Origin of the sequence: Myxococcus xanthus (assembly GCF_013116825.1) — a bacterium.
In the GTDB taxonomy this organism is placed as follows: Bacteria; Myxococcota; Myxococcia; order Myxococcales; family Myxococcaceae; genus Myxococcus; species Myxococcus xanthus_B.
Genome location: NZ_JABFNS010000018.1, coordinates 45911 through 72412 on the forward strand (window position 1 = coordinate 45911; position 26502 = coordinate 72412).

General features: G+C 68.0%; 21 protein-coding genes. 9 read left to right on the top strand and 12 right to left on the bottom strand.

All coding sequences use genetic code 11. From position 1 onward, the window contains the following. Positions 1 to 184: 184 nt before the first annotated feature. Complete coding sequence (locus HNV26_RS07525; RefSeq protein ID WP_171439779.1) at positions 185 to 709, bottom strand: TetR/AcrR family transcriptional regulator; 525 nt, start codon at positions 707 to 709, stop codon at positions 185 to 187. 142 nt (positions 710 to 851) lie between these two features. On the opposite strand from HNV26_RS07525, the gene HNV26_RS07530 reads away from it, so the two are divergent. The 5 genes from HNV26_RS07530 (at position 852) to HNV26_RS07550 (ending at position 8952) form a co-directional block, all read left to right on the top strand. Continuing rightward, positions 852 to 2747 carry an FAD-binding oxidoreductase gene (locus tag HNV26_RS07530; protein ID WP_171439780.1) on the top strand — a complete coding sequence of 632 codons (1896 nt, stop codon included), beginning with the start codon at positions 852 to 854 and terminating at the stop codon, positions 2745 to 2747. Further along, complete coding sequence (locus tag HNV26_RS07535; RefSeq protein WP_171439781.1) at positions 2747 to 5353, top strand: SDR family oxidoreductase; 2607 nt, start codon at positions 2747 to 2749, stop codon at positions 5351 to 5353. The genes HNV26_RS07530 and HNV26_RS07535 overlap by 1 nt, the downstream gene beginning before the upstream one ends. Continuing rightward, positions 5350 to 6315 (top strand): NAD-dependent epimerase/dehydratase family protein, encoded by a 966-nt coding sequence (locus HNV26_RS07540; RefSeq protein ID WP_366816805.1) that lies wholly within the window; start codon positions 5350 to 5352, stop codon positions 6313 to 6315. The genes HNV26_RS07535 and HNV26_RS07540 overlap by 4 nt, the downstream gene beginning before the upstream one ends. A gap of 113 nt (positions 6316 to 6428) precedes the next feature. After that, positions 6429 to 7970: a gliding motility protein gene (locus HNV26_RS07545; RefSeq protein ID WP_171439782.1), complete on the top strand. Its 1542-nt coding sequence runs from the start codon at positions 6429 to 6431 to the stop codon at positions 7968 to 7970. Between the two features lie 220 nt (positions 7971 to 8190). Continuing rightward, positions 8191 to 8952: a hypothetical protein gene (locus tag HNV26_RS07550; RefSeq protein WP_216611886.1), complete on the top strand. Its 762-nt coding sequence runs from the start codon at positions 8191 to 8193 to the stop codon at positions 8950 to 8952. A 188-nt stretch (positions 8953 to 9140) separates the two neighbouring features. Here the strand turns inward: HNV26_RS07550 and HNV26_RS07555 are convergent, their stop codons facing one another. Continuing rightward, positions 9141 to 10514, bottom strand: coding sequence for a carotenoid oxygenase family protein (locus HNV26_RS07555; RefSeq protein ID WP_171439784.1), 1374 nt, complete (start codon positions 10512 to 10514; stop codon positions 9141 to 9143). A 99-nt stretch (positions 10515 to 10613) separates the two neighbouring features. On the opposite strand from HNV26_RS07555, the gene HNV26_RS07560 reads away from it, so the two are divergent. Beyond that, the gene (locus HNV26_RS07560) at positions 10614 to 11267 is read left to right on the top strand and encodes a TetR/AcrR family transcriptional regulator (protein ID WP_140861358.1); all 654 of its coding nucleotides are present in this window, start codon (positions 10614 to 10616) and stop codon (positions 11265 to 11267) included. Between the two features lie 151 nt (positions 11268 to 11418). Here HNV26_RS07560 and HNV26_RS07565 read toward each other — a convergent pair whose 3' ends face one another. Next, on the bottom strand, positions 11419 to 11904 hold the full coding sequence (locus tag HNV26_RS07565) for an outer membrane protein assembly factor BamB family protein (protein WP_171439785.1): 486 nt from the start codon (positions 11902 to 11904) through the stop codon (positions 11419 to 11421). A gap of 427 nt (positions 11905 to 12331) precedes the next feature. Between HNV26_RS07565 and HNV26_RS07570 the strand changes: the two genes are divergently transcribed. Further along, on the top strand, positions 12332 to 14410 hold the full coding sequence (locus tag HNV26_RS07570; protein ID WP_171439786.1) for a sodium-translocating pyrophosphatase: 2079 nt from the start codon (positions 12332 to 12334) through the stop codon (positions 14408 to 14410). 357 nt (positions 14411 to 14767) lie between these two features. Beyond that, complete coding sequence (locus HNV26_RS07575) at positions 14768 to 14974, top strand: hypothetical protein (RefSeq protein ID WP_171439787.1); 207 nt, start codon at positions 14768 to 14770, stop codon at positions 14972 to 14974. A gap of 90 nt (positions 14975 to 15064) precedes the next feature. On the opposite strand, the gene HNV26_RS07580 is transcribed toward HNV26_RS07575, so the two are convergent. Beyond that, positions 15065 to 18547 carry an Ig-like domain-containing protein gene (locus tag HNV26_RS07580; RefSeq protein ID WP_366816806.1) on the bottom strand — a complete coding sequence of 1161 codons (3483 nt, stop codon included), beginning with the start codon at positions 18545 to 18547 and terminating at the stop codon, positions 15065 to 15067. A gap of 146 nt (positions 18548 to 18693) precedes the next feature. Then, a complete protein-coding gene (locus tag HNV26_RS07585; protein WP_366816807.1) occupies positions 18694 to 19725 on the bottom strand; it encodes a GlxA family transcriptional regulator in 1032 nt (343 codons plus the stop codon). Between the two features lie 74 nt (positions 19726 to 19799). Here HNV26_RS07585 and HNV26_RS07590 point away from each other — a divergent pair, with 74 nt between their 5' ends. Further along, the gene (locus HNV26_RS07590; RefSeq protein WP_171439790.1) at positions 19800 to 20645 is read left to right on the top strand and encodes a dienelactone hydrolase family protein; all 846 of its coding nucleotides are present in this window, start codon (positions 19800 to 19802) and stop codon (positions 20643 to 20645) included. A gap of 233 nt (positions 20646 to 20878) precedes the next feature. Here the strand turns inward: HNV26_RS07590 and HNV26_RS07595 are convergent, their stop codons facing one another. The 7 genes from HNV26_RS07595 to HNV26_RS07625 all read right to left on the bottom strand — a co-directional run bounded on the left by HNV26_RS07595 (position 20879) and on the right by HNV26_RS07625 (position 26427). Next, the gene (locus HNV26_RS07595) at positions 20879 to 21583 is read right to left on the bottom strand and encodes a phosphatase domain-containing protein (protein ID WP_216611888.1); all 705 of its coding nucleotides are present in this window, start codon (positions 21581 to 21583) and stop codon (positions 20879 to 20881) included. A gap of 114 nt (positions 21584 to 21697) precedes the next feature. Continuing rightward, a complete protein-coding gene (locus HNV26_RS07600) occupies positions 21698 to 23194 on the bottom strand; it encodes a DHA2 family efflux MFS transporter permease subunit (RefSeq protein WP_253816328.1) in 1497 nt (498 codons plus the stop codon). A 127-nt stretch (positions 23195 to 23321) separates the two neighbouring features. Continuing rightward, positions 23322 to 23585, bottom strand: a complete 264-nt coding sequence (locus HNV26_RS07605) for a carboxypeptidase regulatory-like domain-containing protein (protein ID WP_253816329.1) — start codon at positions 23583 to 23585, stop codon at positions 23322 to 23324. 158 nt (positions 23586 to 23743) lie between these two features. Continuing rightward, positions 23744 to 24655 (bottom strand): CPBP family intramembrane glutamic endopeptidase, encoded by a 912-nt coding sequence (locus tag HNV26_RS07610; protein ID WP_171439793.1) that lies wholly within the window; start codon positions 24653 to 24655, stop codon positions 23744 to 23746. Between the two features lie 66 nt (positions 24656 to 24721). Continuing rightward, entirely contained in the window at positions 24722 to 25285 is a 564-nt protein-coding gene (locus tag HNV26_RS07615; RefSeq protein WP_171439794.1) for an RNA polymerase sigma factor, read from the bottom strand. After that, positions 25282 to 25956 carry a zf-HC2 domain-containing protein gene (locus HNV26_RS07620; RefSeq protein WP_171439795.1) on the bottom strand — a complete coding sequence of 225 codons (675 nt, stop codon included), beginning with the start codon at positions 25954 to 25956 and terminating at the stop codon, positions 25282 to 25284. The genes HNV26_RS07615 and HNV26_RS07620 overlap by 4 nt, the downstream gene beginning before the upstream one ends. A gap of 102 nt (positions 25957 to 26058) precedes the next feature. After that, complete coding sequence (locus HNV26_RS07625; protein ID WP_171439796.1) at positions 26059 to 26427, bottom strand: type II toxin-antitoxin system PemK/MazF family toxin; 369 nt, start codon at positions 26425 to 26427, stop codon at positions 26059 to 26061. Between the last annotated feature and the right edge of the window lie 75 nt (positions 26428 to 26502).

The window sequence follows — 26502 nt, forward strand, 5'->3', positions numbered from 1 at the left end:
AACGTGGTGAATGCTCGAGAGGCACACGCCTGACGGAGCCACTCGAGGACACCCTACGGTCGCAACGAGATGTCGCGGCCGCCATCGGAGCGTCAAGTGGCTCCGGGCTAGCTAGCACAGGAGGACCGCGAGCCGCCACCGCGTTCCACGCCTCCCCGGTTGCCCACCCACAGAGCCGCCCACCTCAGATGCGTTGAACCACCCGCAGCGCGAAGCGCACGAAACGTGCGTCCAGTGGCTCATTGAGCATGAGGCGCTGCCACACCAGGCCGGAGAGCACGTTGACCACGAGCTCCCGGTCGGCGGGCCGGCGGTCGGCGAGGCATGCCCGGAGCTCGTCCCCCCGCGGGCGCACCAACTGGGCGATGAGCCTCCGGTGGAGGTCCTCGTCGAATTGCGCCTCCGCCATCAGCGCTCGCAGCACGGGCGCCGCCTCCCCGGCCCCCCGGCAGAACTCCACCAGCGTCGAGGACAAGGAAGGCTTGTGCCGGCTCATGCGGGGCGCCTGACTCACCCACTCGGAGAACGCGTCGAGCACCAGCGCCCCCTTGCCCGGCCACCAACGGTAGATGGTCTGCTTCCCAGCCCCCGCGCGCGCGGCCACGTCAGCGGTCGTCACCGCCGCATAGCCCTTCTCCAGCACCAGCTCCTGCGCCGCCGTGAGAATGGCCAGGCGCACTCTTTCGTCCCTGGGTCGTCCCGTCCGCATGACTCGTTTTTACGAGACTCGGAGTCTCGGAAACAACCCACTTACGAGACCCACGGTTTCGAAATCGCGTAACGCAGTGCGCACCTGCGTAACCCGCGCGCGTTGACGGAGGAGAGGGCCCTGTGTACGACTGCGAGTGACCATGGCTAAACAATCAGGTTTGCTGCGCCGTCTTGGGAATGTGGCGCTGAACGAGGTGAGCGAGCGCTTCGGCAGCCCGTCACCCACGCCTTCCTCCGGAGACACGCGCTTCACGCCGCCGACGCCCGCCGCGTCGAAGGACGAGGAATCACTCGAAGGCTGGGGCTTCGCCGACACGCGTTTCGTGGTGAAGCCCGACGGGAGCACCGTCCTCACGGGCACCCGCTACAACATCAGCAATGTCGCGCTGCCAGACTTGATGCCGTGGTTCGCCGGCAAGCTGGCCTCACCGCTGGGGTACGACAATCGCAACGAGCCGCACTACCCGCCCGAGATTCCCGCGGCGAAGAAGAACGACAAGCTTGTAGCGGCGCTGCGCGAGTTCCTGAAGGAAGAGCAGCTCACCGACGACCCCAAGCAGCGCCTGCGCCGTGGCCACGGCCACACCGGCGGTGAAATCTGGGCCATCCGCTACGGGAAGCTGGACCGGGTGCCCGACCTCGTCGTCTTCCCGCGCAGCCACGATGAGGTGGTGCGACTGGTGGAGGTCGCCACCCAGCACGGCGCCTGTGTCATCCCCTTCGGCGGCGGCACCAACGTGACGGAGGCGCTGCGCATCCCGCTCTCCGAGGAGCGCCTGGTCATCGCCGTCGACATGCGGCAGATGAACCGGATTCTGTGGGTGGACCCCGTCAACCGCATGGCCTGCATCGAGGCGGGCGCCACGGGCCGTCACCTGATGGAGGAGCTCGCGAAGTTCGGCTTCACCATGGGCCATGAGCCGGACAGCCTCGAGTTCTCCACGCTCGGCGGGTGGATTGCCACGAACGCCAGCGGCATGAAGAAGAACCGCTACGGCAACATCGAGGACCTGGTGCTCGACATGCAGGTCGTCACGCCCCAGGGCATCGTGGAGCGCCCGCGCCAGGCCCCCCGGGAGAGCGTGGGCGTCAACCCGCGCCAGTACATGTTCGGCAGCGAGGGCAACTTCGGCATCGTCACCACGGCGGTGGTGAAGCTGTTCCCCCTCCCCGAAGTGCAGCGCTACGGCTCGGTCATCTTCCCCGACCTCGAAACGGGCCTCTCGTTCCTCTACGCGCTCCAGCAGTCGGGCGCGGTGCCGGCCAGCGTGCGGGTGATGGACAACACCCAGTTCCACTTCGGCCAGGCGCTCAAGCCGGCCAAGCACGGGCTGGCCGCGAAGATGAAGAGCGAGCTCGAGAAGGCCGTGGTGACGAAGCTCAAGGGCTTCGACCCGTACAAGCTCGCCGTGGCCACCCTCGTCTTCGAGGGCTCGCGCGAAGAGGTCGCCTTCCAGGAGAAGACGGTGTACCGCATCGCCTCGGAGCACGGCGGCATGAAGGGCGGTGGCGCCAACGGTGAGCGCGGCTACCAGCTGACCTTCGGCATCGCGTACATCCGGGACCTCACCTTCGAGCACTGGGCCATCGCCGAGAGCTTCGAGACGAGCGTGCCTTGGAGCCGTGCCATGGACCTCTACGAGCGCGTGCAGCGCCGCGTGGAGAAGGAGCACGCCGCGCTGGGCCTTCCGGGCAAGGTCTTCTTCACCGGCCGCTTCACGCAAGTCTACCAGACGGGCGTGGTCATCTATTTCTACCTGGGCTTCTACGCGCGCGGCGTCAGCGACCCGGTGGGCGCCTACGCGGCGCTCGAGCATGCGGCGCGTGAGGAGATCCTGGCCGCGGGCGGCTCGCTGTCGCATCACCACGGCGTCGGGAAGATTCGCCGCGACTTCCTGCCCGAGGTGTACTCGGAGGCCGCGCTGGCCCTCAACCGCAAGGTCAAGGCCGCCATCGACCCCGACAACGTCTTCGGCGCGTCGAACTGCGGAATCAACGGCCCGGTGGCCCTGACCCCGGATGAGGAGGCGCACTGATGTCCCGCCACGTATTTCTCACCGGCGTCACGGGTTTCGTTGGCAAGGTGGTGCTGGAGGCGCTGCTCGCGCAGGGCGTCGAGCGCGTCACGGTGCTGGTGCGCGACTCGAAGGACCGCCAGGGCCGCCTGCATTCGGCGGCGGAGCGCTTCGCGAAGGTGGCGCAGGCCGAGTGCTTCTCGCGCCTCCAGCCCGGCTGGACGGAGCGCGTCGCGGTGGTGAGCGGCGACCTCGAGCAGCCCGCTTGCGGCCTGTCTCCCGCCGACGCCGAGGCCGTGCGCCAGCACGTCACGCACGTCGTGCACTGCGCCGCCAGCGTGGAGTTCGACCTGCCGCTGGCGCAGGCGACCTCGGCCAACATCCGGAGCGCGCTGTCGGTGCTGGAGCTCGCGCGCACATGCCCCAAGCTGGTGGGCATGGTCGACGTGTCGACGGCCTACGTCAGCGTATGGAGGCCCGGCCCCATCGAAGAGAAGCTGGCGCACCTGCCGAAGCCCGCCGAGGAGCTCTACGAGGCCTTCCAGGTGGCGCAGGGCGACGGCCGCGAGTGGATGGAGCTCACCGGCCACCCCAACACGTACACGCTCACCAAGAGCGTCGCCGAGCACCTCATCTGCGAGCGCCGCGGCCACGTGCCCGTCGTCATCGTGCGCCCCAGCATCGTCTCGGCGGCCCACCGCACGCCCTTCCCCGCCTGGCTCGACAGTCCGGCGGCACTCGCGGGCTGCCTGCTGTACAGCGGCCTAGGCGTGGTGCGCGCCTTCAACGCCGACCCGTCGGTGCGCCTGGACGTGGTGCCGGTGGACGTGGTCGCCAGTGAAGTCGTCCGTTCGGTGTTCGGCCCCATGCCGAAGCCCGGTCAGGCCGTTCCCATCGTCCACGCCACCATGGGTGTGCAGCGCGCGCTGCGCATCGACATGGCCGCGGCGTCGACCATCGAGTGGTTCAAGCGCCGCCCCGGCGTGGTGAAGGCGCCCGACATGTTCGTCGGCCGCAAGGACCACGGCTTCGACGCGGCCGACTTGATGCGCCGGGAGCTGCCGGTGCAATTGCAGAAGGCGGCGCTCGCGCTCTTCGGCCAGGCCAAGGCCCACCGCCGGCTGGTGCGCGCCGACGAGAAGGTGCAGTACCTCAACGAGGGCTTCGCGTACTTCACGCACCACACCTTCGACTTCGTGCGCAGCGAGCCGCTGGAGGTCCCCGGCTTCGACCCCTTCGAATACGTGCGCGTGGTGAACGAGGGCATGTACCGCCACCTGCTGTCGCGCGATGAGAGCCAGGTGTCCTTCGCCGGGCCGAAGCACGACGACGCGCGCGGCGACCGGACGTGGGTCCAGGAGCGCGGCGTGGGTAACACCACGCACAAGGTGTTTGGCTATGCGCTGCGCAAGACGTTCCGCCACTGCACCAGCGACGTGACGTTCGACCGGCCCTCGTTCGAGCGCGCGATGGCGCAGGTGCCCCCCGGCACGCTGGTGGTGCTGGCGCCCACCCACCGCAGCTACTTCGACTTCCTGCTGACCAGCTACCTGTGCTTCCAGCACCCGGAGCTGGGCATCTCGATGCCACACATCGCCGCCGCGGAGGAGTTCGGCCGCATCCCCGTGGTGGGTCCGATTCTCAAGGACTCGCAGGCCTTCTTCATCAAGCGCGGCGTGGGCCGCGAGGTGCCGGAGCTGGGCGAGGAGCTGCGCCGGCTCACCGAGAAGAACGCTTCGCTCATGTTCTTCGTCGAGGGTCAGCGCAGCCGCGCGCGGCTGATGCTGCCGCCCAAGCGCGGGATGTTGCGCGCGCTGCAGAATACGAAGCGCCAGTTCGTCGTGCTGCCCGTCGCCATCTCCTACGACCGGCTTCCGGAGGAGGCGTCCCTGTCGGAGGAGCTGTCCGGCAAGCCGCGCCCGAAGATGACGCTCACCGGCGTGCTGTCGTGGCTCACGAAGCTGACGCGTGGCCAGGTGCAGCTCGGCCGTGTGCATCTGTCGTGTGGCGCGCCGCTGGCGCTCACCCCGGACACCGACGTCCGCGCGCTGAGCCATGCGCTCATGGCGGAGCTGCAACGCCACACCACGGTGAGCAGCTTCCATCTGCGCACGTTCCTCGCCGAGAACCCGATTCCGGGCGTGGATGAAGTGTGGCTGCGCGAGGCCATCGAGCGCCGCGGCGGCCGCGTGCTCGACAGCGACCTGCCCGTCCCCAGCCCCCTGTCCCCCGCGCTGGCACACTCGCTCCGGAACCAGTGGCAGCACTGGTTCGCTGGCGATGTGCTGGCCCGGCAGCCCGGCAACCCCGCGCTGGAAGACCACCTGTCGCGCTACCGTTGGTGCGCCACGCCGCTGGCCGAGCTGAGCGACGCGCGCGTCGACGCCGTGGTGAAGGCGCTCTTCGAACCTGTCGTGCGCGACTATCAGGAGGCGACGAAGGTGCGCGCGCCCGACGAGCTGAAGGCCGTAGCGGTGACGCACCGGCCGCACCTCGATGGTGTGGTGCAGGCGCTGGTCTCGCGCGACATCGTGAAGCCCGCGGGTGACAACTTCGAGTGGGGACCGAACGCGGCGGAGCTCTCGCAGTTCCATGAGGCCTGCGCCTGGCGCGGGGTGCAGCCGTGAAGACACTCGTGACGGGAGCCAGCGGGTTCCTCGGACGCAACCTGCTGGAGACGCTGGGCGACGACGCCGTGGCGCTGGTTCGCTCGCCACTGCCGGGCCCGGTGGCCCAGGTGTCGGGCACGCCGCTCGACCCTGACGCGTGGCTGTCCCAGGCCCAGGGCGTGAAGGTGCTGATTCACTCCGCGGGAATGGTCCACCACAGCCGGCAACACGCCGACGAGATGGTGCGCTTCAACATCGACAGTTCGCTGGCCATGGTGCGCGCCGCGAAGGCGCTCGGCGCCCGGCTGGTGCTGGTGTCGACGTCAGGCACGGTGGGCTGCTTCTCCCATCCGACCATCGAGGCGGACGAGCACTCCCTCTACGCCGAGGCGCTCGTGGGCCGGTGGCCCTACTACCTGTCGAAGATTCACGCCGAACAACAGTCGCGGAAGCTGGCGAAGCAGTTCGGCGTGGAGATGACGGTGGTGCGGCCTCCGGTGCTCCTCGGCCCCGGGGACACCCTGGGCCGCTCGACGACCAACGTGGCCCGCGTGCTGAACGGGCGCCTCCCCTTCATCCCCACGGGTGGCATCGCCTTCACCGACGTGCGGGACGTGGCGCATGCGCTCGCGGTGCTGGCGAAGAAGGCCGACTGGCGGGACACGTACCACCTGCCCGGCACCACCCTGCCCCTGCGCACCTTCTTCGAGCGCGTGGGCGAGGTCGCCGGCATCCGGGTGAACCGCCCCGGCGTGCCGACGCTCGTCGTCGACGGGCTCGCGAAGCTCGGCTCCCACGTGCCCCTCAAGAAGCTGCCGGACCCCGTGGTGCTCGAGATGTCGACGTGCCACTGGGGGTTCAGGACGCTGTGGAGCCACGAGGAGCTCGACTACCGGCCGCGGAGCCACCGGCAGACCCTGAGCGACACGGTGGCGTGGCTGCGCGAGGCGCAGGCGCGGCAGACGCCCCTGGCGGGCTGAAGTCTGGAGGGGCGGTGCTCCGTCGCCGCCCCTCCCCCTCAAACAACGAGGGAGCGATGCGGCACATGGCCTAGACTGGGTCCGAACCACCCCCCTTACGGACCCGGTCGACCATGAAGCCCACGCCAGGAGACATCTTCGTCGTCCATACCCCTCGGCTTGACGCCTACACGGCGGTCCAGGTGACCGCCCTGAAGGTGGAGGGGAAGCACGAGTTGGCCTGTGTGCTGGCGTTGGATTGGGTAGGCCCCTCCCTGCCCGACGCCGCCGCGGTGGCGGCCATGGCTCCCGCCCACTTCAACTTCTTCTTCTGGAAGGACCACTGCGTCCACGTCTGGGCGTCCGCCGAGGTTCCTCGCGGCTTCACCCGGGTGGGCCACCGGCCACCCCTCGTCGTCGAGGACGTCAACAGCTACAGCGGTTGGCCATCCGGCAGCGCCCTCTACAGTCAGCGCCGCTGGGAGGCCATCCCCCAGGCGCAGCGCGACGCCTTCAAGCAGATGGTCGCGGCACGCGACGAGCAGGTGCTGTTCACCGTCGGCGACATGGAGGTACGCCGCTCGACGCAGCGGCTGGACACGGCTCGCCTCGCCGCCGCGCCTGACTTGACGGTGTTCGAGGTGCTGCCGATGCTGACGTCTGTCAATGCGGACGCCCCCATCCCTGGCCTGTTCGACTTCATCCGGCGCCGCCCCTTTGTCTATGAATCAGCGGTGCTCAAGCATGGTGAGCGCCGGGTGGACCTGCGGGGAGCCCAACTGTCCCGGCTCACGCTCGACGTGACGGGCGTCCACGAGCTCTATCTGAACGACGGACTGGAGGATCTGTCGCTGGTCGGCCAGCCCGACCCGGCGCTGAAGATTCACGGCGAGGCGGATGGGCGCTGGCTGACCTTGTCCCTGGACGCTCCGGACATGCCCTGGTCCGGTCTGGACACACTGGACAGCCTTCATCTGAGGGCCGCGCGCGACGTGGATGCGTCGCGCATCGTGCGGCGCTTTCCGAACCTGACGGAGCTGCGCATCTGGGGCGCCCCGGGCTACCTGAGAAACACCGCGGAGCTGGCGAAGCTCCCGGCCCTGGCCATGCTGACATTGAGCGACCTGTTCGGGATGTCACCCGACGAGTTTCCCGGTCCGGAACAGCTCCCCCACCTGGGCATGCTCTGGTTGACGAGCATTCCCGCTGATGTCGCCGCCCAGGTGAAGAAAGCCTACAAGGCCGCTGCGCGCGAGGGATTGGACCTGTCGGTGCGACAGCCGCGCAAGGCCGACTGGCTGGCGGAGAACCTGGACAACCCCTTTCGCGTCAGGGACGGGGCCGACAACATCACCCCGGCCCAGGCGAAGAAGGCCGCGGCGCTGTACCGCCAGGCACGGTCGGCCGCGCTCAAGGCCGTGTCCGAAGGGGACCGCTCCCCCGCCGCCCTCGTGTCCGCGCTCACCCCCATCGTCACGGCCTACACCGAGGGCTTCAACAAGCTGGATGCCCGCAACACCTTCATCTTCACCGAGGAGCGTGAGCAGATTTATCTCGCGCTGGTGGGCATCTTCGACGCGGTGGATGAAAAGCTCCGGTCCACGGAAGGGACTCCCGCCGAGCCGCTCCATCGAGAGGCCCTGGTGTCGGTGATGGACTCGATTCGAGACTTCTAGGGTGATTCACCGAATGCCTGCATCAAGCCATCCAGCTATTTTTTCGTAACAAATCTGTATCAATCCCAGGGGACAGCCGGACGCAGTCATTGAATTTTTTCACACGCCCAGAGGCATGTAGCGTCCGCGCGCGGGCGCCAACAGGACATCTGTCCATTCCGTATCGGAACACTTATTACCGTTTAAAACGGGCAAATCTGGCGTGCTATCTTGCGCAGCCATGCGCACTTCCCTCAGCTTCGCGTCCCTCCTCGTCGCTTCTTCCCTCACCGCTGGCTGTCTCGGTCCCGAGACGGACACGGATACGGATGCGGTTCAGTCCGTCGAGCAGCAGGCCACGGACCCCTTGTTCCGCGTCCACAACATCGTCGAGGCGGTGCTCCCGGCCGGCAACTACGACGGTGTCGCTGGCGACGAGTGCATCGCGCTCGTGAACCCCGAGCACCGCCTCCGCAAGATCATCATCGTCGAGACGGCCGGTGCCAACGGCGCTTGCGCGCTCAACGCATACAGCGCTGGCGGCGCCCTCAGCTTCACCTGGGGCGACACCACCGTCTACCAGGGCTCGACCGGCATCGCCGCCATCCGCGCGGCGCTCTCCGACACGAATGGCGCCGTGCACCGCCTCACCGGCACGCTCACCTCCGAGGCCACCACCCTGGCCCACCTGCAGTCCTTCCTCACGCAGACCAACGCCCAGCAGGCCAGCCAACTCGCCACGTTCACCGCGGAGCGCGTCCACTCCCGCTACGACTTCGAGGGCCAGGAGCAGGTCTACGCCGAGGCCGCCTACCAGTCCGTCCGCGTCACCCAGCCCTGTGAGAACCCCGGCTCCCCGACCCTCGAGGCCCGCATCCACAACGGCTTCGTCTATGGCTACACGGCCAGCAACACGGGCAGCTGCCACAGCGGCTGGTTCACCCGGCGCTACGTCTACAACCGCAACTGGCAGCTCGTCGACAGCTACGAGTACTCCGAGTAGTCCGCCGCGCCGCAAATTGATGCGGCAGGCAGTCGCCGTTGCTCATTGATGGCCATGGATGGGCCTCTCGCGCGAAGCTGTCCAGCGGGAGGCCATCCATGAGCGCTTCGTCCAGAAGAGCGGCCGGGCACTGCGCTCCCTCGGGCTGAAGCAGGTTCTGACCTCGCGCCACCAGGCAGCGAAGGACATCACATCGCGGCGAAACTGCCGTGAAACGTCACGGGGATGGCCTGGTCGAAGTGAACGGTCGCCAGCGGACCGTCTTCGAGATGCTCGCCGTCGAGCACCGCGACGTAGGAGTGGTCGGTCGTCGAGTCGAACACGAGGTCGAGCACGAAGGTGGCGTCCCGCGACGCCTCGCGCGGCACGAGCACGGGCTCACTCGGCACATGCCCGGCCGGGAGTCCCCACTCGGAGCTTCTGCCCCCGTCGAGGTCGATGCGCGTCACCCCCAGGACGTTCCGGTCCGCGACGTTCCGCTCGGTTTGCGCGAACACCGTACCGTGCCGCGCGCCATGCAGTCGCGGATGCACCTGAGGAAAGTCGCAGGGAATGTCGAAGAGCTTCGTCTCACGCGCCGTGCCGGACTTCAGGTCGAGCTTCACTCGCGTCAGCAACGGCAGGGGGCCGGTCGATTCCATTTCTCCAATCTCCCCGAGCGAGAACTCGGGGTAGCGGCAGAAGTCGACACAGGGACCGTCCGCGTCCTCGAAGGCGTTCGAGAAATGCCAGAGCCAGAAGGGGGCGAGCTCGAACGTCCGGGGTGAATGGATGGCATCGAGCGGGACGACGATGAGCCGCGCTCCCAGCTCAGGCCTCCACCGAAAGAGCTGGGTGACATCTCCCAGGCCGACCATCGCGCGCAGGAGATTCAACTGCACGGGCCCCACGAACAGGATGAGGTGCCGCTCCGTCGCCATGAAGTCATGCACCATGCTCTGCCAGGGCGCCTCCACGGTGCCGAGCTTCGACGGCTCCCCGTCGTCCGGCAGCGCGTACAGGTCGATGTTCATCTTCCGGCCATACCGGACCCCGAAGTTGAACGTCGTCCGCAGCGAAGCGACACGATGAGGGTGTGCGGAGAAGGCCCCTGTCACCACGCCCAGTCCCGTGGCGTCGAGCGTCTCCAGCGTCGCGGGGTCCATCTCCTGGAGCAGGCCGTTCTCCATCAGCGCGAAGAGCCGGTCCTTCCACAGGAACGTCGAGGTGTTGCCCGTGGTCTTCGCCGCGTCCCTTCTGGCCGACCGCATCCGATCGAGCCACGACGCGGATGACGTGTAGAGAAACCGCCCCGCGCGCTCCTCCGCACGGTAGCCGGCGCTCTCGACGATGCGACTCGCGCCCTGCGCGCCACCGCCGTCGAAGCGCACCGCCGTCACGGCGCCATCCGCCTCGAACGCATGCGCGATTCGCGTGCCAAATCGCTCGAAGAGGCCCGGTCCGGCGCGGAACAACGTCCCCCGGAGGGACTCGGGGAGCCGGCCTTCGACCCGCAGCGGCTCGAAGCCATGGGGACGGGAGAGGGACCGCAACAATGGACTCACGGAATTCGCGCTGCGCATCCGCTGCTCCTGGAGCGATGAAAGCTGTGCCGAGGCACAAAGTAAGTGACTCTTACTTACTTTGCAACAAAGGCCAGTCCATCTACCCTGGCTCCGCGCATGGCCACGAAGACGCGAGCACGCCCGTACCATCACGGGGACCTCAAGCACGCCTTGCTGGAAGCCAGCATCGAGCTCATCCGCGAGGAAGGCGTCGACGCGCTCACCGTCGCGGAGGTCGGACGCCGCGTGGGGGTGTCCTCCGCCGCGCCCTACAAGCACTTCGCGGACCGACTGGCCCTGCTGCGTGCGCTCGCGACGGAGGGAAACCGACGACTCAACGCGACCCTCATCACCGCGACGGAGGGGACAACGGACCCGCACGAGGCCTTCCGGCGCTCAGGGGTCGCCTACGTCCGGTGGGCCGCGGAGAACCCGGCCCTGTACCGCATCGCGACGGACCCGGCATACATCGACTACGCGGGCCCTCATCCGGACGAGGAAGTCCCCGAGCCGCTCAAGGGCTCGATGGACACGTTCTGGCCGGAGCTGTCGAAACTCGTCCGGTCCGGGAGCGCGCTCCCCACCTCACATCCATTGATGGAGCAACTACGAGGTCGCGCGCTCGCGCAGGGGTTGGCGAACATGTTCGTCAGCGGCGTGTTCGACTCGCTCGGAATCGCCACATCCGACGCGGAGCGGCTTGCCCGCGCGATCACCGGTGAGGACGTCCCGGCCACGACACGCAAGGGCAAGACTTCGCGGACGCGTTGAGCCGCAGGCACCTGGATTGAAGAGGACATCCTCCTCCGCGAAGACCACGGCGCCGTGAACGATGCCCTGCACCGCACCGGATTGTTGAGACACCAGGTGGGTCGTCATCAGGCCGATTGCTTCTTCATCAGCTCCCGCCATGCCTGCCGGCTCAGCTCACCACGCGTGCCCGCGCGCCATGGACCGCCATCTGCAGTTGGAGCGAGTAGCTGCCCCCATCCCCATGTTCGCTGCTTCGCGTCCATTGGGGCCGGCCGGAATCCGCCGCGAACGCGACGAGAACGTCTTGGTACGCGACGATGACCTGCCCGTCTTCCACCAGCACTGACGCGGACGTGAAGTTCGGCGCATGAGCCGGCGCCACGCGCTGCGTCCAGAGCGGGCGTCCACTCTCGTAGTCGAGCACGTGGACATCGAGGAAGACGCGCTTCTTCAAGACGCCATCGGAGCCGCCCGCGAACACGAACACGCGCCCATCCCGTACCTCCACGTGCGTGGGACGCGGGCGCATCCCTGGGACCGATTTGCCAGGAATGGGGAACGTCCATGCGGTACTGCCGTTCATGCGGTCATAGGCCGCGACCAGGCCATTGAAAGCCGTGACGAGCAGCGGACCGGGCGGGTGCGGTGCGTTCATGCAGCGATCGGTTACCACAGAAGCCCAGAGCCCCCGCCTCCGCCCCCAACCTGAGCGCACGGGGTCCACGGTGCCCCCGGGAGAGGGCCGCGCCATGGGCGTCGCCCCCTGGGACACGGGGCCCTGACTACGTATTGCCCCGTATCTTCCATAGAATCGCGAGTGAGTCCGGGCACTTGAGGCCCTGGTGATGCAGCCCCCCACCCCGCCTGTCATCCGGACTCGGGCCCCGCATGAGCGCCGGCCCGGCGCTGGAGGCCGTGACGCACCCGCCCAGAACGTTGGTAGGACTCCCAACCTGCTGGGGCGCGCCTAGGAAACTCCCAGATTGCGCTGAAATCAACTATACGCGCTCCGTACAAATTTCGCGGCACACGAGCGACCCGGTCGGCGAGGTCAGGCTCCCGGGACGTCTCTGGAGGATTGGATGGAGTTGTCGAGTCTCGAGTCGAGTTTCTGGGCAATCGCACCGGGCGTGGTCGGCGCCGTGGGGCTGCTCTTCGCTGCGGTCTTCTACTTCCGCGTCAAGGCGCTCCCGGAGGGTGACGCGACGATGAACCGCATCGCGGGCTACATCCGCGAAGGCGCGATGGCGTTCCTCGTCCGCGAGTACAAGGTGCTCTCCGCGTACTGCGCGGTCATCGCGGTGCTCATCGGCCTGGCGCTGGGGCCGATCGCCAGCGGGAGCTTCGTGCTCGGCGCGTTCCTCTCCCTGTTCGCCGGCTACATCGGCATGAAGGCCGCGACGTTCGCGAACGTGCGCACCGCGCAGGCCGCGCGCACCGGCTCCAAGCCGAACGCGCTGCTGGTCGCGCTCGACGGTGGCGCGGTCATGGGCCTCGCCGTCGCCGGCCTGGGCCTCATCGGCATGGGCGGCGTCTACTACGCCTTCCAGGGGCATCCGCAGCTGTCCCCCGTCCTCCACTCCTTCGCCGTGGGCGCCAGCTCCATCGCGCTCTTCGCCCGCGTGGGCGGCGGCATCTACACCAAGGCCGCGGACGTCGGCTCCGACATCGCCGGCAAGGTCATTGAGAACATCCCCGAGGACGACCCGCGCAACCCGGGCGTCATCGCCGACAACGTGGGCGACAACGTGGGTGACGTGGCCGGCATGGGCGCCGACATCTACGAGTCCATGGTGGCCGCGATTGTCGCCGCCATGGCCATCGCGCTGACCGCCAGCGCGGCGGACCTCTCCCGCCTCGTGGTGGACCCCTCCGCGACCGGGAGCGCGAAGGTGGCGGGCGTGGTGCTCCCCCTGGTGCTGTCCGCCGTAGGCCTGTTGGTCAGCCTGCTGAGCATCTTCATCGCGCGCGCGCTCAAGCACATGAACCCCGCGCAGGTGCTGCGCAGCGCCCTCATCCTGCCCCCGGTCATCCTGGTGGGTCTGTCCTTCGTGATGATGCAGGTGTTCGGCCTGTCCCAGGCCATCACGGTGGCGCTGGCCGCGGGCGCCTTCGGCGGCGCCATCATCGGCCTCGTCACGGACTACTACACGTCGTCCACGCCGGTGCAGCGCATCGCGGAGGCCTCCGTCACGGGCGCCGGCACCAACCTCATCCGCGGCCTCGCCGTCGGCATGGAGAGCGTGGGCATCCCGATGGCCACCATCGCCCTGGTGGCCTACATCGCGGACCAGGCGCTTGGCCTGTACGGCATCGCGCTGGCCGCCGTGGGCATGCTGGGCGGCACCGCCGTGGTGATGACCGTGGATGCCTACGGCCCCATCTCCGACAACGCTGGTGGCATCTCTGAGATGTCCGGCCTGGGCCCCGAGGTCCGCGCCATCACCGATGAGCTGGACGCGGTGGGCAACACCACGGCGGCCATCGGCAAGGGCTTCGCCATCGGCTCGGCGACGCTCACCGTCATCGCGCTCTTCTCCGCCTTCAACCTCGAGGTCAACCACACGCGCATCGCCGCGGGTCTGCCGGAGATGAGCCTGCAACTGACCAACCCGAACGTCATCGTCGGTCTGCTGCTGGGCTCCATCCTCCCGTTCCTGGTGGGCGCCTCCACGATGCTCGCCGTGGGCCGCGCGGCCGGTGCCATCGTCGAGGAGATTGGCCGTCAGTTCCGCGAGATTCCGGGGCTGATGGAGCTCAAGGCGGACCCGGACCCCAAGAAGATCGTCGACATCGCCACCAAGAGCGCCCTGCGCGAGATGATCTTCCCGGGCATCGTCGCCGTCGCCGCCCCGCCCCTGGTGGGCTACCTGCTGGGCCCTGGTGCGCTGGCGGGTCTGCTGGCCGGCTCGCTCGTCGTCGGCGCCACGATGGCCCTCTACATGGCCAACGCGGGCGGCGCGTGGGACAACGCCAAGAAGTTCATCGAGAAGGGCAAGCTGCCGGGCCACGCGAAGGGCTCGGCGGTCCACAAGGCGGCCGTCGTCGGTGACATGGTCGGTGACCCGTTCAAGGACACCTCCGGTCCTGGCGTGGCCATCCTCATCAAGGTCATGAGCGTCGTGTCCCTGCTCGTGGCCTCGCTCATCGCGCTGCGGTAGTCGCACCGGCGCAGCGCCTCGGATACCGAGGCGCCGCGCCCCCCCGGCAGCTCGCACCGCGCGGCCCCATCAGCCGCGCGGTGCTCCGGAGCGCCGGAGGGAAGCCAGGGCACGCCTGGCCACCGGGTGGCCCCACCCCAAGGGGAGCGAACCGAACACCCCCACCCTTGCCTGACCGGGAGTGCCCTGGGCAGCGGGCGGGCGCGCACTACACTCATGGTGTACCGCGACCACCTGCGCGACAGGCCTCAGGTGCGGCGGCACCGGCCCAGCGGCCTGACGTGCGCGCGTTCGCACCCGTGTCCTCCGGGGAGAGGGAGGCGTGTCTCCGTTGTTCCGCGGTCAGAGAGGTGACCCATGGTCCTGGAGCTCTCCCAGCAGCAGATCCACGTCCTCCACGCGTGCCTGTCTGAAAGCATCGCGGAGTTGCATGACGAGGTCCTTCACACCGATGAGCGCGACCTGCGCGAAGCACTGAAGCGCAGGCTCGACCAGTTGCAGGGCATCCAGCAGCAGGTGGAAGCCTTGAAGCAAGAAGCCCAGGAAGGGGCGTCTCCTGGCTGAATACAGCTTCCACGCTGCCCGAGAATGCAGCCGGCCTGGAGCGAGAGGCTGCGGTGCTCCAGGCCGATGTCGCGGGTCGGGTTCAGCCGGTCACGGGCCCCACACCGGCCCGCTCGGGGTGACCGTCATCGCCTGCACCCCCGCGCGCAGGGGCGCCGGAGTGACCGCGCCGCTGGCGGCGTAGCCGAAGCTGCCGCCAGTGCTCTCAATCCCCTTCTCGAAGCGGACCACCGCGCTTCCGCGGGTTGGGTGACTCAACGTCACGCTGTACGCGGTCGCCGTCTCGTCGAGCGTGAGCTGCAGCGCCGCGCTGTCGGCCACATCCTTGGCCTGCACGACGTGAAGGAAGTGACTCACCACCTCCCCGCGGGTCTCAACCTCTCCACGGAACTGGCCCACCGGGTACGGGTAGGTGCCATCGCCGCGCACCGGGCCGCGCTCGTCGACGATTCGCCGGACTGGATTGGCAGGAACCAGGGTGCTGACCCGCAGCTGCTGCCCGCCGCTGTTCGCGGACCAGGTGTTGCCCATGAGCACCGGGGACTCCGGGAAATGAACCAGGAAGGTCTTGGCCACCGTGGCGTCATCCCGTGCGCTTTCGAGCCGGTCGAACACAATCAGGGTGTCGAGCGGACGCACCAACAAGGTCTCACGCACCACCCGGCCCGCGTGAGGGTTGCCGACCTCGGCCTCGCGGTGGGCCCACTCGGCGTTCAAGTCATACACGCCGGTGAGGTCGACCGCGGCGTAGCTCGCCACGGACGACGACTCCAGGCGCAGCATTCGCGGCGCGTGGTGGTAGTAGCCGACCGTGCCCCGTCCCTCGAACAAGAGCGTGTTGTGCGCCACGGGTGACGCACAGTCGACCGCCGCGCCACCGGCGTATCCGACGATGGAGTTGGCGTAGCCCACCGTCTCTCGGGTCAGGAACTCGCCCGCGCGCCAGACCTGGAAGTTGCCGGAGTCGCGGTGCTCATGGCCCGCGTTGGCCGTCACACCAAACTGCAGGTTGACCAGGGTCGCGTCGGCCGCCCACGCCGTCTTGGCGTACACCATGCCCAGGCCGGGTGCGTGGTAGTCGAGCGGCAGCTCCGCGAGGTCACGAGCCGGCACCGCCGCCAGCGTGTCGCTGTAGACGTACCGGATGAGACGGTCGTCAATCGGATGGCCGGTGAGCTCCAGGAAGCGCTTGGCATAGCCCGCGACGGGCTGGTCCGACCACTCCTCGATGAGCGGGGCGAAGTAGCTGCCCAGCGACGTCTGCGCGGTGTTGGTGGGATTCCACCGGTTCAGCCAGCGCTCGTCGTCATTGAATGGGAAGGTCTCGAACAGCTGGAACTGGCCCCTCCGAGTGGGCCCCGGCGTGGTCGAGTAGATGGACCAGAAGACCGACGCCATGAAGTAGTCGGTCTGGTTCCACATGTCGTGGCCATACAGCCCCAGCGTGGTGAACGGCACCGTCATGTAGCCAAACGTCCGGCGACCGTAGGTCGAGCCCTCATGCGGCGCGCCGCCCGCCGCCGGCCCATCCAGATAGGGCCGCAGCGAGAAGGCCCAGCGTGACTTCATCGCGTACTGCAGGAGCTCGTTGGCGAACGGCTGGTTTTCATGCCAGCTGGCAATGGCCCACAGGAGCGCGTTGCGGAAGTACCCCGTGTAGTAGTTGTTGCCCTCCATGCCGATGCCACCCCACGGATTGGCGTTGAGCGACTCGATGGCGAAGTTCCACCGGTTGATCAGGAGCGTGCGCTCCGTCGGAAGCAGGTGGGCGAAACACCAGTCGTAGGTGAGGATGGCCGCCTCGCCGTACCAGCGGGCCGGATCGCTCGACACCGTGTTCTCGGAGATGGGAATCTCGGTGCGCACCGCCCAGTCAATCGCGGCGCGGCACGACGCCGGGGTGCCGGTGAGCAGCGAGTGCATTGCCGCATCGATGGCCTGCTCGGGCGCCTGCACGTTCGCGGCAGGCGTGTACGGGTGCTGCGCGAAGTACGCCTGGGCCCGGGCCAGCCGGTCCGCCGTGAACCACACCCGAGGGTGCGCCACCGGGATATCGAGCACAACGGGCGGCCCGTTGGCGATGGTCAACATGACGGGCGCGGAGGTGGTCCGGTTGCCGGCGCGGTCCCGCGCCACCGCCGTCATCGGGAAGGTGCCGTCCCCCAGGAGGGTGGTGGAGACGTTGATCCAATAGGGATAGCTGAGGTCTTCGCTCCCGAAGTCCTGTCCGTTCACCTGCAACTGCACGCCAGCAACCCTCACATTGTCCTGGGCGTCGACCCTGACTTGGAGGGTACCGCCCACCGTCACGCCGCTCTCGGGCGCGATGATTCGGACCTGGGGCGGCGTGACGTCGGGAGGCGGCGCGCTCACGTTGATGGATACCGGCGTGGAGACGGTGACATTGCCAGCGGCATCGCGAGCCACCGCGGTCAGCTGCCTGAGCCCATAGGGCTGGAGCGCCTCGGTGTCGAGCGTCACCGACCAGGGGGCGGCCACGTCCGGCGCGCCGACCTGAACGCCGTCGAGTTCGACGTGGACCCGGGTGACGCCTACGTTGTCGCTCGCGCTCATCCGCACCGTGAAGGGACCGCTGACCGTCTCTCCCCCGACGGGCGCGGTCACCTGCACCTCGGGAGGCGTGGTGTCGACAACCGCGTTGGAGACGGTGACGGGGATCGGCGCCGAGGTGGTGAGGTTGCCAGCGGCGTCGCGCGCGTGCGCGGTCAACACATGGTTGCCATTGCGGAACAGGCGGGTGTCGAGCTGCGTCGAGTCGAGGTTGCGGCCGTCGATGCGCAGTTGCACGCCGACCACGCCGACGTCGTCGCTCGCGTCCACGGTGATGCCGACCACGCCCTGCACCGTCGCGCCCGCCGCGGGCGCCGTGATTGCAACAGACGGAGGCGTGGTGTCGCTGCGCGGCGCAGGCGCGGTGTACTCAATGGTGAGGAGCGGCCGGCGCTCCGGCTGGGTAGCCAGGCTGGTGAAGACCTTGGCCACCTTCCCAATCTTCGAGTTCGCCAACATCACGCCCTGGTTGGTCGACGGGTCGTCCACCCACGACTGCACCACCGCCACGTCGAGTGGCACGTCGTGCACGCTCACCGTGCCCGGAAACGTGGAGACCTCGAACGACGAACCGGCGACCAGGTCCGTCCCCTGTCCGGCCGCCCCCAGCCGGTCCCACTCCAGCCCATCATCGCGGAACTGCCATCCCAGTCCGTTGGCCGCCAGGTTCCAGGGCGCCTGCACGTACGCGCCTCGAATCGAGAAGTCGCTGGTGTAGGTCTCCACCGCGAAACGCAGCGTCGCGCTCTGAACCACCGCCCCAGCCGGCACGCCCGTCTGCGGGAAGCGCAACAAGGCCTCGACCTCATAGTCCTCGGTCTGGAACACCCCGAGCAGCGCCTGATTGCGATGCGCCGCGCCGTTCTGCGTCATGCCTTGGCTGGTGATGGCCACCGCCTCTGACACAGTCACCGGCGAGCTCACGGCCCGCAGCGCGGTCCCCGTGCCGGCTTCCGGCGCACCGTCCTTCGTGCACCCCGTGAGCAAGAGCGCGCCAAGCACTGCTGCCCATACCCCAGTCATACTGCTTATTCTTGAGTTCATTGACTGACAGCTATTACCGCACCAAAAACGGGAAGTCCAAAGGGGCGTCTGCGTTTGCGCTGCCAGCCCCGCTGCACGGGGGCAGGACATCTCTGCGCAAGCCCTCAGGGCGCCGGTGAATCGCGCGCGCTCAGCGTTGAGCGCCGGGAGCGTGAGTTGCCGTGCCTTCCTCGTGGCGTCTCTCCGACGTACCGCCGGAACACGCGGCGGAACGCAGCGGTGTCGGCATAACCCACCCGGGCAGCGACATCTTCGACCGACGCATGGGTCGTCTCGAGCAGGTGGGAGGCGTGAGCCACGCGCACCCGCTGCACGAACTCGAGCGGCGTCATGCCCAGCCCGGCCTGCACCCGCCGCGCGAGCGTACGCGAGGAGGTGGCAGCGGCACGGGCGAGTTCATCGAGCGTCAGCTGCCGGCCCAGATTCGCGGCGACGAATTGCTCCACGGCACGAAGCGCTGGGTCCGAGACGCGGAGGTGCTCCATCACCATGTACCTGGCCTGTGAGACACGTTCGTCGAGCACGAGGTAGCGGGCCACCAGGTGCGCGAGTGATGGGCTCGCGACCCGCGCGACGATGGCCAGCACCAGGTCCGCATGCGCGAAGGCCGAGCCCGCGGTGAGGACGCCGTCGCTCTCGACAACCATCCGGTCCGGCTGGAGGGCGACCTCGGGGAAGCGACGCACGAACGAGGGGACGAGCCACCAGGTCGTCGTCGCGCTCCGCCCCGCGAGGAGGCCGGACGCCGCGAGGACGAAGGTCGCGGAGCACGAGGCCGCGACCATGGCGCCCTTCGCCGCCGCGCGCGCGAGCAACGTGATGCCCCGCGCCGCATCGGCACGCGAGAGCAACCGCTCGATGGCGCGCTCGCTCGCCGCGGAGAGCCCAGGTACCAGCAACACGTCTCCAGCCTTCACACCTCGGAGGCTCAGCGCGCCGTCCACGGAGACGGGGCGTCCCGTGCTCGAGCGGACCGGCTGACCGTCGAGCGACACCACCCGCTGACGCAAGACCTGAGCACCCCGGGGAACCGTGGCGAGCCCTGCCTCGACGAGTCGTGCGGCCGTGTCGACCACATCGAGCCCCACGCCCAGCGAGCCCTCTGCCACGCCATCGAACACCACATGCGTAATCACGGTGGCAAGAATAGACCGTTCATTGTCAATCTCGCCACTGGTCGCGGAGGATGGACTTCCCGCATCGTCCAGGCATGCGTCCATCCACACCTGACTCCACGGCCGACGACCCTCTCGATGACTTCGCCCGGCGGCCCCTCACCCTCAACGACGCCATGCGAACGGTCTACGTCGCCGGCCGCGGCCCCGCCGTCATCGTCATGGCCGAGATGCCAGGCATCAGCCCGCACGTCGCCCGCTTCGCGCGTTGGGTCCGCGACGCGGGCTTCACTGTCTACATGCCTTCGCTCTTCGGCAGGGACGGTGCCTACCCTCGCGCGGAGGAGGGACGTGCCATCATGCAACGCGCCTGCGTGAGCGCGGAGTTCCGAGCGTTCGCGGCGAATGAGTCGAGCCCCGTGACGCAGTGGCTGCGTGCCCTGGCACGCCTCGCACATGAGGAGTGTGGCGGTCCGGGGGTCGGCGCGATTGGGATGTGCTTCACGGGGAACTTCGCGCTCTCCATGATGCTTGAACCCGCGATGCTCGCTCCCGTCATGTGTCAGCCGTCGTTGCCCCTGAGCGACGCCGGCGCGATTCAACTGGCGCCTGACGAGCTTGTCGCCGTGAAGGAGCGCCTCGAACGTGACGACCTGACGGTGCTCGCCTATCGGTTCGAGGGAGACCGATTCTGCACGGCGCAGCGATTCCAGGCCTATACGGCCGCGCTCGGAAAGCGCTTCGTTCCCCGAGTGCTGCCTACGTCCGCCGCGAACCCGACGCCGCCCCCCTTCTTCGCGGAAGTCGTCGGGTGCGCCCACAGCGTCGTGACTGCCCATCTCATCGACGCGGAGGGCGAGCCCACTCGCGCGGCGCGAGACGAAATCCTCGCCTTCTTCGCTCAGCGGCTGGGACACGCGGGAGCACAAAGCACGGCGTGATGCGCCACTCGCCCCCGAGAACAGCCAGAGTGAATGGCCGCGAGCTCGGACTGGGCGACTTCTCTCGGCTCCGCGTCCACAACCCGCCTGAGCGCCTGCACATGGCACTCAGGCGCGGGCGTGGAGCAGAAAGGCATGCGAAAGCAGTGGCCCAGGTGGCTCCGGGGCGAGCCCTGGGGAGCGGCACCATTCCTCACGACGACCGCGACAAGAGGCATCTGCATCAAGCCAGCTCAGGGGAGAGCTGCGCCGGCGCCCGGCCGCGCAGCAAGAAGCGCCGTGGCCAGTTCCGCAAGGGCCCGCGATTGCGTCGCAGAGAGTCGCACCGCGGGCCGCGCGCGCTGCACCATTGAGAGCGCGGTCGACGCATCCAACGCATCCCCTCGGGCAATGAGGAGCGCGGCCGCAATCATGCCGGTGCGTCCGTGCCCTTGCGCACAGTGGATGTAGAGCACCCCAGGTCCGACAGCCAGCTCACGTAGGACAGGGGCCACTCTCGCTACGGGCAGAATCGAAGCATCAAGGATGGGCAGGGAGACATACCGGCCCGCGCGACGAATTCCTTCCGGTTCGACGAACTCAGACGTCAGATCGAGCACGGTCACGATGCCGTCCGGAAGCTCTCCCGCCAGCAAGCGTCTTCCAATGAAAACGCCTGGCACCACTTCGTCGAACGCGCGCTCTCTCGACAGCCATCGAACCAGATGCCAAGCGCCCCATGTCAGCACGAGATAAGGCAGGAGCAGGATGACTGCCCAGGGCTGCATCCGCCCGTCCACGCGCTTGCCGAAAGCGTGTTCGCCCAGTCCAGCGTAGGCGAGTGCCACCAAAGTGAAGCTCACCCCAGGCCACAACAGAAGCCACGCGACGCCGCCCAGTCGCAGGGCCAGGAAGGCAATCAACACGGCAGCCATGGCGAAAACGAAGGCGTACTTCATGCGCGGCACAGCGTAGCCGGAACCGTGGGCGGCTACACGCCCATCCCGGAAGGGTGAATCACACGCGACAACTCGGGACTGGTGGCCCCAGGTGCGTGAAGGCCGCCGCGCCCGCTAGCGGGCGCCCCGGGAGGCTTGCAGCCCGCTCACGTGCTTGCGGACCATCAGGCTCAAGGGCACGGCCACCAGGGCGATGACTGTCGCCACCAGGTACACGTGGTTGATGCCCGTCACGAATGAGAGCAGCTCGATGTCACGACGCTCCGTCATCCCCTCCCGCGCGAGCACCTGCGCCTCCCGAGCCGCGAAGGAGGAGAGGAGCGACGTGAAGATGGCAATCGAGAAGGCCCCGAACACGTTTCGCAGCCAGCTGCTGATGGACGAGGCGTGGCCACTCAGCTCCCGCGAGAGCTGCTCCATGCCCGCGTTGCTGGCCGGCATGATGGAGAGGGAGATGCCCACGTTCCGGACCAGCATCCACATCAGCACGTAGGTGTGGGAGACGTCCGGCGTCAGGTGGCTCAAAGCGTACGTGCCGCCCGCAATCAACAGGACACCCGTCGTCATGAGCGTGCTCGGCCCGAGCGTGCCGTACATGCGCCCGACCAGGGGCATCAGGAGCGCCATGGCCAGGGAGGCCGGGAGAAGAATCAACCCCGTCTTCAGCGGCGTCACGCCCTGAATTTCCTGGAGGAACAACGGGATGAGGAACGCGCCCGAATAGAGGCTGATGGTGATGATGCTCGAGATGAGCAACGTCACCACGTAGCGGCCGTTGGCCAGCACCCGCAGGTCCAGGAGCGGCGCATGCGTCCGCAGCTGGCGGACGACGAAGTAGACGAGTGACACCGTCCCCAGCACGGCCAGCGACACGGTCTTCGCATCCGTCCATCCCCAGGCCCGCCCCTGACTCAAGGCGATCAGCAGCGCCAGCGTTCCGGTGATGACGGTGAGCAGCCCGGGGAAGTCGAACGCCTTCGGGACCTCCAGGCGGTAGTAGGGAACGGTCCGCACCGCCATCGCCACGGCGGCGAGGCCCAGCGGCACGTTCATGAAGAACAACCACCGCCAGTTGCCCAGCGTCATCAGCCAGCCCGCCAGCGTGGGCCCGAAGGCGGGAGCGAGCATCGAGGAGAGGGCCCAGAGGCTCGCGGCCAGCGCCTGCCGTTCACGAGGCAGCAACTGGTAGATGAGCGTCATCGTCACCGGCATGATGGCGCCACAGAACGCCCCCTGGACGAACCGGAAGGCCACCAGCGCGCGCGTATCCCAGGACACCCCACACAGCACGGAGGCCGCGAGGAAGCCCACCAGGCTGGCCACGTACACCCACTTGAAGCTGAAGCGTCCGCCCAGATAGCCGGTGAGCGGGGCGCTCGTTCCCATGGCGAGCATGAAGCCCGTCAGGGTCCACTGCACGGAGGACAGCTCCGCCCCGAAGTGCCGCTGGAGCTCGGGAATGGCGATGGTGATCGTACTGGAGCTCAGCACCGACATGAACGACCCGACAAACAGGGTGAACATCAACGGCCAGAAGCGGGGGACTGTCGGCTCGGCGGCGGAGTGCATGGGCGACGGCAAGCGCTGGAGCGCGAGACCGAAGCCACTCATGAATCACGGCTGACGCCGAGGGTCCAGCCGGAAGGGACCGCCGCCGCCGGCCCTCGGCTGCGCTCTGCTCAGGATGCCACCGTGGGCCACCCAGTCAGCGCCCCATTCCGCGGGGCGCGACGGGCTGCTACCTCGACCACCCCGGCCCCACCGACATCTCGTAGTCGAGGCGAACCACTTCATTGATGCCCACCGAGAAGTCCGTGCAGCGCCCGAACGTCGTGCAGATTCGATAATCCCCCAGGCCTAGCGCGGCTTCGTAGAAGCCATCCTTGTTCGATGTCACGGAAGCCACGTCCATGTCCTGGGGCAGGGACTTGACCAGCAAGGTCATCGACCGCGGCTCGCGCTCACACCCAGACGAACACACGTCATTGACATAGGAGGTCATCCCATAGACCCCCTGCGATATCGTCACGGCCTCTTCAGGGTCGACATCACCGCAGGCCACGCTGCTCAAAGCCATGACGGCGAGCGACGCCAAATATCCTCGGGAGTTCATTCTCATCAGAACAGCCTATACCTCAACCCCACGAAAAACCAGACAGGCTACTGCACAGACACCCGCTCCGCGAATGGCCTGTCATCGGCACGACGGAGCACCAGGACTGTACCCACCGCCAGCAAGGCAATGAAAGCAACGTCACGCATGGAATTCGGCTGGGCGTCGATGATGAGGCTGGCGGGCCGGAACATGACCGTCGCTGGAGCCGTGACGAGAAAGGCACACAGGTTCATGCCCGCGTGGAGCCCCATGGCCGTCTCCAGCCGCCCTGTCCGGAGCGTCACCCAGGCCAGGAGGATGCCCACTGTGAGGTAGTAGGCCGCCGACCACCCCGGCGTTCCCGAAGCCTCGGGGTTGGGCAGATGCGCGGCCCAGAACAGCAGGCTGCTCACCGCCACGGCCACCCACGGCCGAGGCAGGAGTCGGTAGACGCCCTGCATGAGCCACCCACGGTAGAGCAGCTCCTCCGCCGCGGCCTGGATGGGCGTGAGGACCAGCACGAGCGCCAGAGCCACGAAGAAGCGCGACGCGTCGAAGTTCAGGATGAAGGACTCGCGGTCCATCAGGACATTCACACCCGCTGCCACGCTGAGCACGCCGAACGCACCGGCTGCCGCCTTCAGGAAGGGACGGACGCGGAAGCCCCCCTCCTGCCCCAGAAGACTCGAGAAGGGCCTCTTGTGCACAGCGCGGACACCGAGCGCCAGCGCAGCGATGACTACCGCGAACGACAGCATGCCCACCGCGAACACCGGAAACGGCACTCCCTCCACGACGCCCGCCACCGGGTCGAACCGGAAGGCCGCGTCCCCCGAGCGGCTCGCCGCCAGGAACAGGAACGCCGAATACGGCGCGTTGAAGAGCACGACGGCCAGCCCGACAAGGGCTGCTGTCAGCACATACCGCCATGGCTGATTCCGCCCGCGCGACGCCTGCTCCAGATAGACATTGGACATGACCGTCTCCTCTCCGCGGCCATGAGACCGCGGGGTTGAACGACAACGTGGATGGAGCGCCCCAGGCTATGGGGCGGTGGATTCGAGCGCCGCCGCCAGCCGCTTGCGAGCCAGGTGCAAGCGCGACCATGCGGTGCCCTCGGGAATCCCGAGGACGCTGGCGATCTGGGCGTGAGACAGGCCTTCCACGGCGAAGAGCGACAGCACGGTGCGGTGCTCCAGCGAGAGCGTCCTCATCGCCACCTCGAGTCTGCGCCTCCGCTCCCGCGTCTCGAAGGTCTCCTCGATACCCGCCCGAGGGTCCGCCATCTCGATGTCGACCGCGTCGCCACGGTGACGCTCGCGCCGCGACTTCGCGGCCACGGCGGCCCGCACCGCGATGCGATACGCCCACGTCGACAGCTGCGCATCCCCCCGGAACTGCGGCAGGGCCCGTTGAATCGAGAGGAACGTCTCCTGGACGGCGTCCTGGGCGTCGCTCGGGTCCCGGGTGATTCCATGGCAGAGCACGTACAGCTTCCCGCTGAGCGCCTCGTACAGGTGGCGCATGACATTCTCTCGCGCGGCGGCGTCGCCCGACACCGCGGCGGCCCGCAGGGCCTCTTCATCGAAGGGCATGCGCGGCGTCACGGCGCGACCCCGAGTTCGGCCCGCTCGCGCAGCAGTCGTGGCCTGCGCGTCCGAGCGAGGTAGACCGTCATGCCCAGGTTCACTCCCGCGGCAAACAGCAGGGTGACGACCCCCAGGAGCCCCTTGTCGCGCATCAGAAACGCGGTCCCCGCCATCGCGACCGACATCGCCGGGAAGAGCCACAGGAGGGTGGCCAGGTCCTTGAGCTCCGTGTCGATGCGTGCCCGCCGCTGCGCCATCCACGTGTCCACGCCGACACTGGCCGCTTCGATGGCCCGCCGTTGAAGGCCGCGCAGGGTCAAGGCGAGCCCTCCGGCGAAGAGCACCCCGACCGCCGAGACAATCGCCCACAACCGCAGGGGCGCCTCCGGTGCGAACAGAGGGCCCAGGAACACGCCCTGCCCCACGAAGGACCCGAGCGCGACCCACGGGCCGTACTTCAGCCAGAAGCGGTCCTTGGCGAGCGCCTTCGAGACTTCCGCGTAGCGCGACGCCTGAACGCTCACGCCACCAAGCGCCTGGTCCAGCGCCGCCGAAAGCGCCAGGGCCCGCTGACACTCCGGACACGTCGCGGCATGCTGCTCCGCTTCCTCTTTCTCCCGCCCGTCGAGAGCACCGTGGCGGCTCATCTCGAGCGCGAGCTGATACCCGTCGCAGTTCTTCGAGGTCATCCTTCCTCCTTCCGCAAGCTCAGAGGCGCGAGGAAGAAATCCCTTCACGGCAGGCGCTTCTTTTTCGAGGAACGGCAGAACCCCTCGAAATCACGAGGGACTTCACGGCCTCGTGAAGAACGACACCTGCTGGAAGCGCAGGCCGGCAAGAATCTGCTCCACCCGCGCGTCCGACAGCGCCCCGATTCGCGCGCCCAGACGCGCCTTGTCGACCGAGGACACCTGCGACACGACGACGACGCTCTGCTTGGGGAGGTTTCCCTCTCCCACTTCGAGCAGCACGTTCCCCGGCTCGCTGGCCCGGTGCAGGTTCGACGTCAGCGCACACACGACCACCGTCGTGATGCGTGAGTGATTGAAGACATCGTCCTGAACCACCACGTGAGGGTGCGAATAGCCGGGCACCGGGCCTCGTGAGTCGTCGGGTGCCACCCAGAACACATCACCGCGGTTGATTCGTTCGGGGGGCATGCCCTCGGGGTCTCCTGTGCCTGCCTCCGGCCTGGCGGCCTGGCCTTCTTAGCGAGCGCGAGGGCTTCCTCCAAG

Bases quoted from the DNA above. Each gene is read 5' to 3' on its own strand.
- HNV26_RS07625 (WP_171439796.1), bottom strand. From the start codon at position 26,427: ATGCCCCCCGAACGAATCAACCGCGGTGATGTGTTCTGGGTGGCACCC.
- HNV26_RS07560 (WP_140861358.1), top strand. From the start codon at position 10,614: ATGGCCACGAAGACGCGAGCACGCCCGTACCATCACGGGGACCTCAAG.
- HNV26_RS07605 (WP_253816329.1), bottom strand. From the start codon at position 23,585: ATGACCTCCTATGTCAATGACGTGTGTTCGTCTGGGTGTGAGCGCGAG.
- HNV26_RS07535 (WP_171439781.1), top strand. From the start codon at position 2,747: ATGTCCCGCCACGTATTTCTCACCGGCGTCACGGGTTTCGTTGGCAAG.
- HNV26_RS07600 (WP_253816328.1), bottom strand. From the start codon at position 23,194: ATGAGTGGCTTCGGTCTCGCGCTCCAGCGCTTGCCGTCGCCCATGCAC.
- HNV26_RS07610 (WP_171439793.1), bottom strand. From the start codon at position 24,655: ATGTCCAATGTCTATCTGGAGCAGGCGTCGCGCGGGCGGAATCAGCCA.
- HNV26_RS07620 (WP_171439795.1), bottom strand. From the start codon at position 25,956: ATGACCTCGAAGAACTGCGACGGGTATCAGCTCGCGCTCGAGATGAGC.
- HNV26_RS07575 (WP_171439787.1), top strand. From the start codon at position 14,768: ATGGTCCTGGAGCTCTCCCAGCAGCAGATCCACGTCCTCCACGCGTGC.
- HNV26_RS07595 (WP_216611888.1), bottom strand. From the start codon at position 21,583: ATGAAGTACGCCTTCGTTTTCGCCATGGCTGCCGTGTTGATTGCCTTC.
- HNV26_RS07565 (WP_171439785.1), bottom strand. From the start codon at position 11,904: ATGAACGCACCGCACCCGCCCGGTCCGCTGCTCGTCACGGCTTTCAAT.
- HNV26_RS07590 (WP_171439790.1), top strand. From the start codon at position 19,800: ATGCGTCCATCCACACCTGACTCCACGGCCGACGACCCTCTCGATGAC.
- HNV26_RS07525 (WP_171439779.1), bottom strand. From the start codon at position 709: ATGCGGACGGGACGACCCAGGGACGAAAGAGTGCGCCTGGCCATTCTC.
- HNV26_RS07550 (WP_216611886.1), top strand. From the start codon at position 8,191: ATGCGCACTTCCCTCAGCTTCGCGTCCCTCCTCGTCGCTTCTTCCCTC.
- HNV26_RS07570 (WP_171439786.1), top strand. From the start codon at position 12,332: ATGGAGTTGTCGAGTCTCGAGTCGAGTTTCTGGGCAATCGCACCGGGC.
- HNV26_RS07530 (WP_171439780.1), top strand. From the start codon at position 852: ATGGCTAAACAATCAGGTTTGCTGCGCCGTCTTGGGAATGTGGCGCTG.
- HNV26_RS07555 (WP_171439784.1), bottom strand. From the start codon at position 10,514: ATGCGCAGCGCGAATTCCGTGAGTCCATTGTTGCGGTCCCTCTCCCGT.
- HNV26_RS07545 (WP_171439782.1), top strand. From the start codon at position 6,429: ATGAAGCCCACGCCAGGAGACATCTTCGTCGTCCATACCCCTCGGCTT.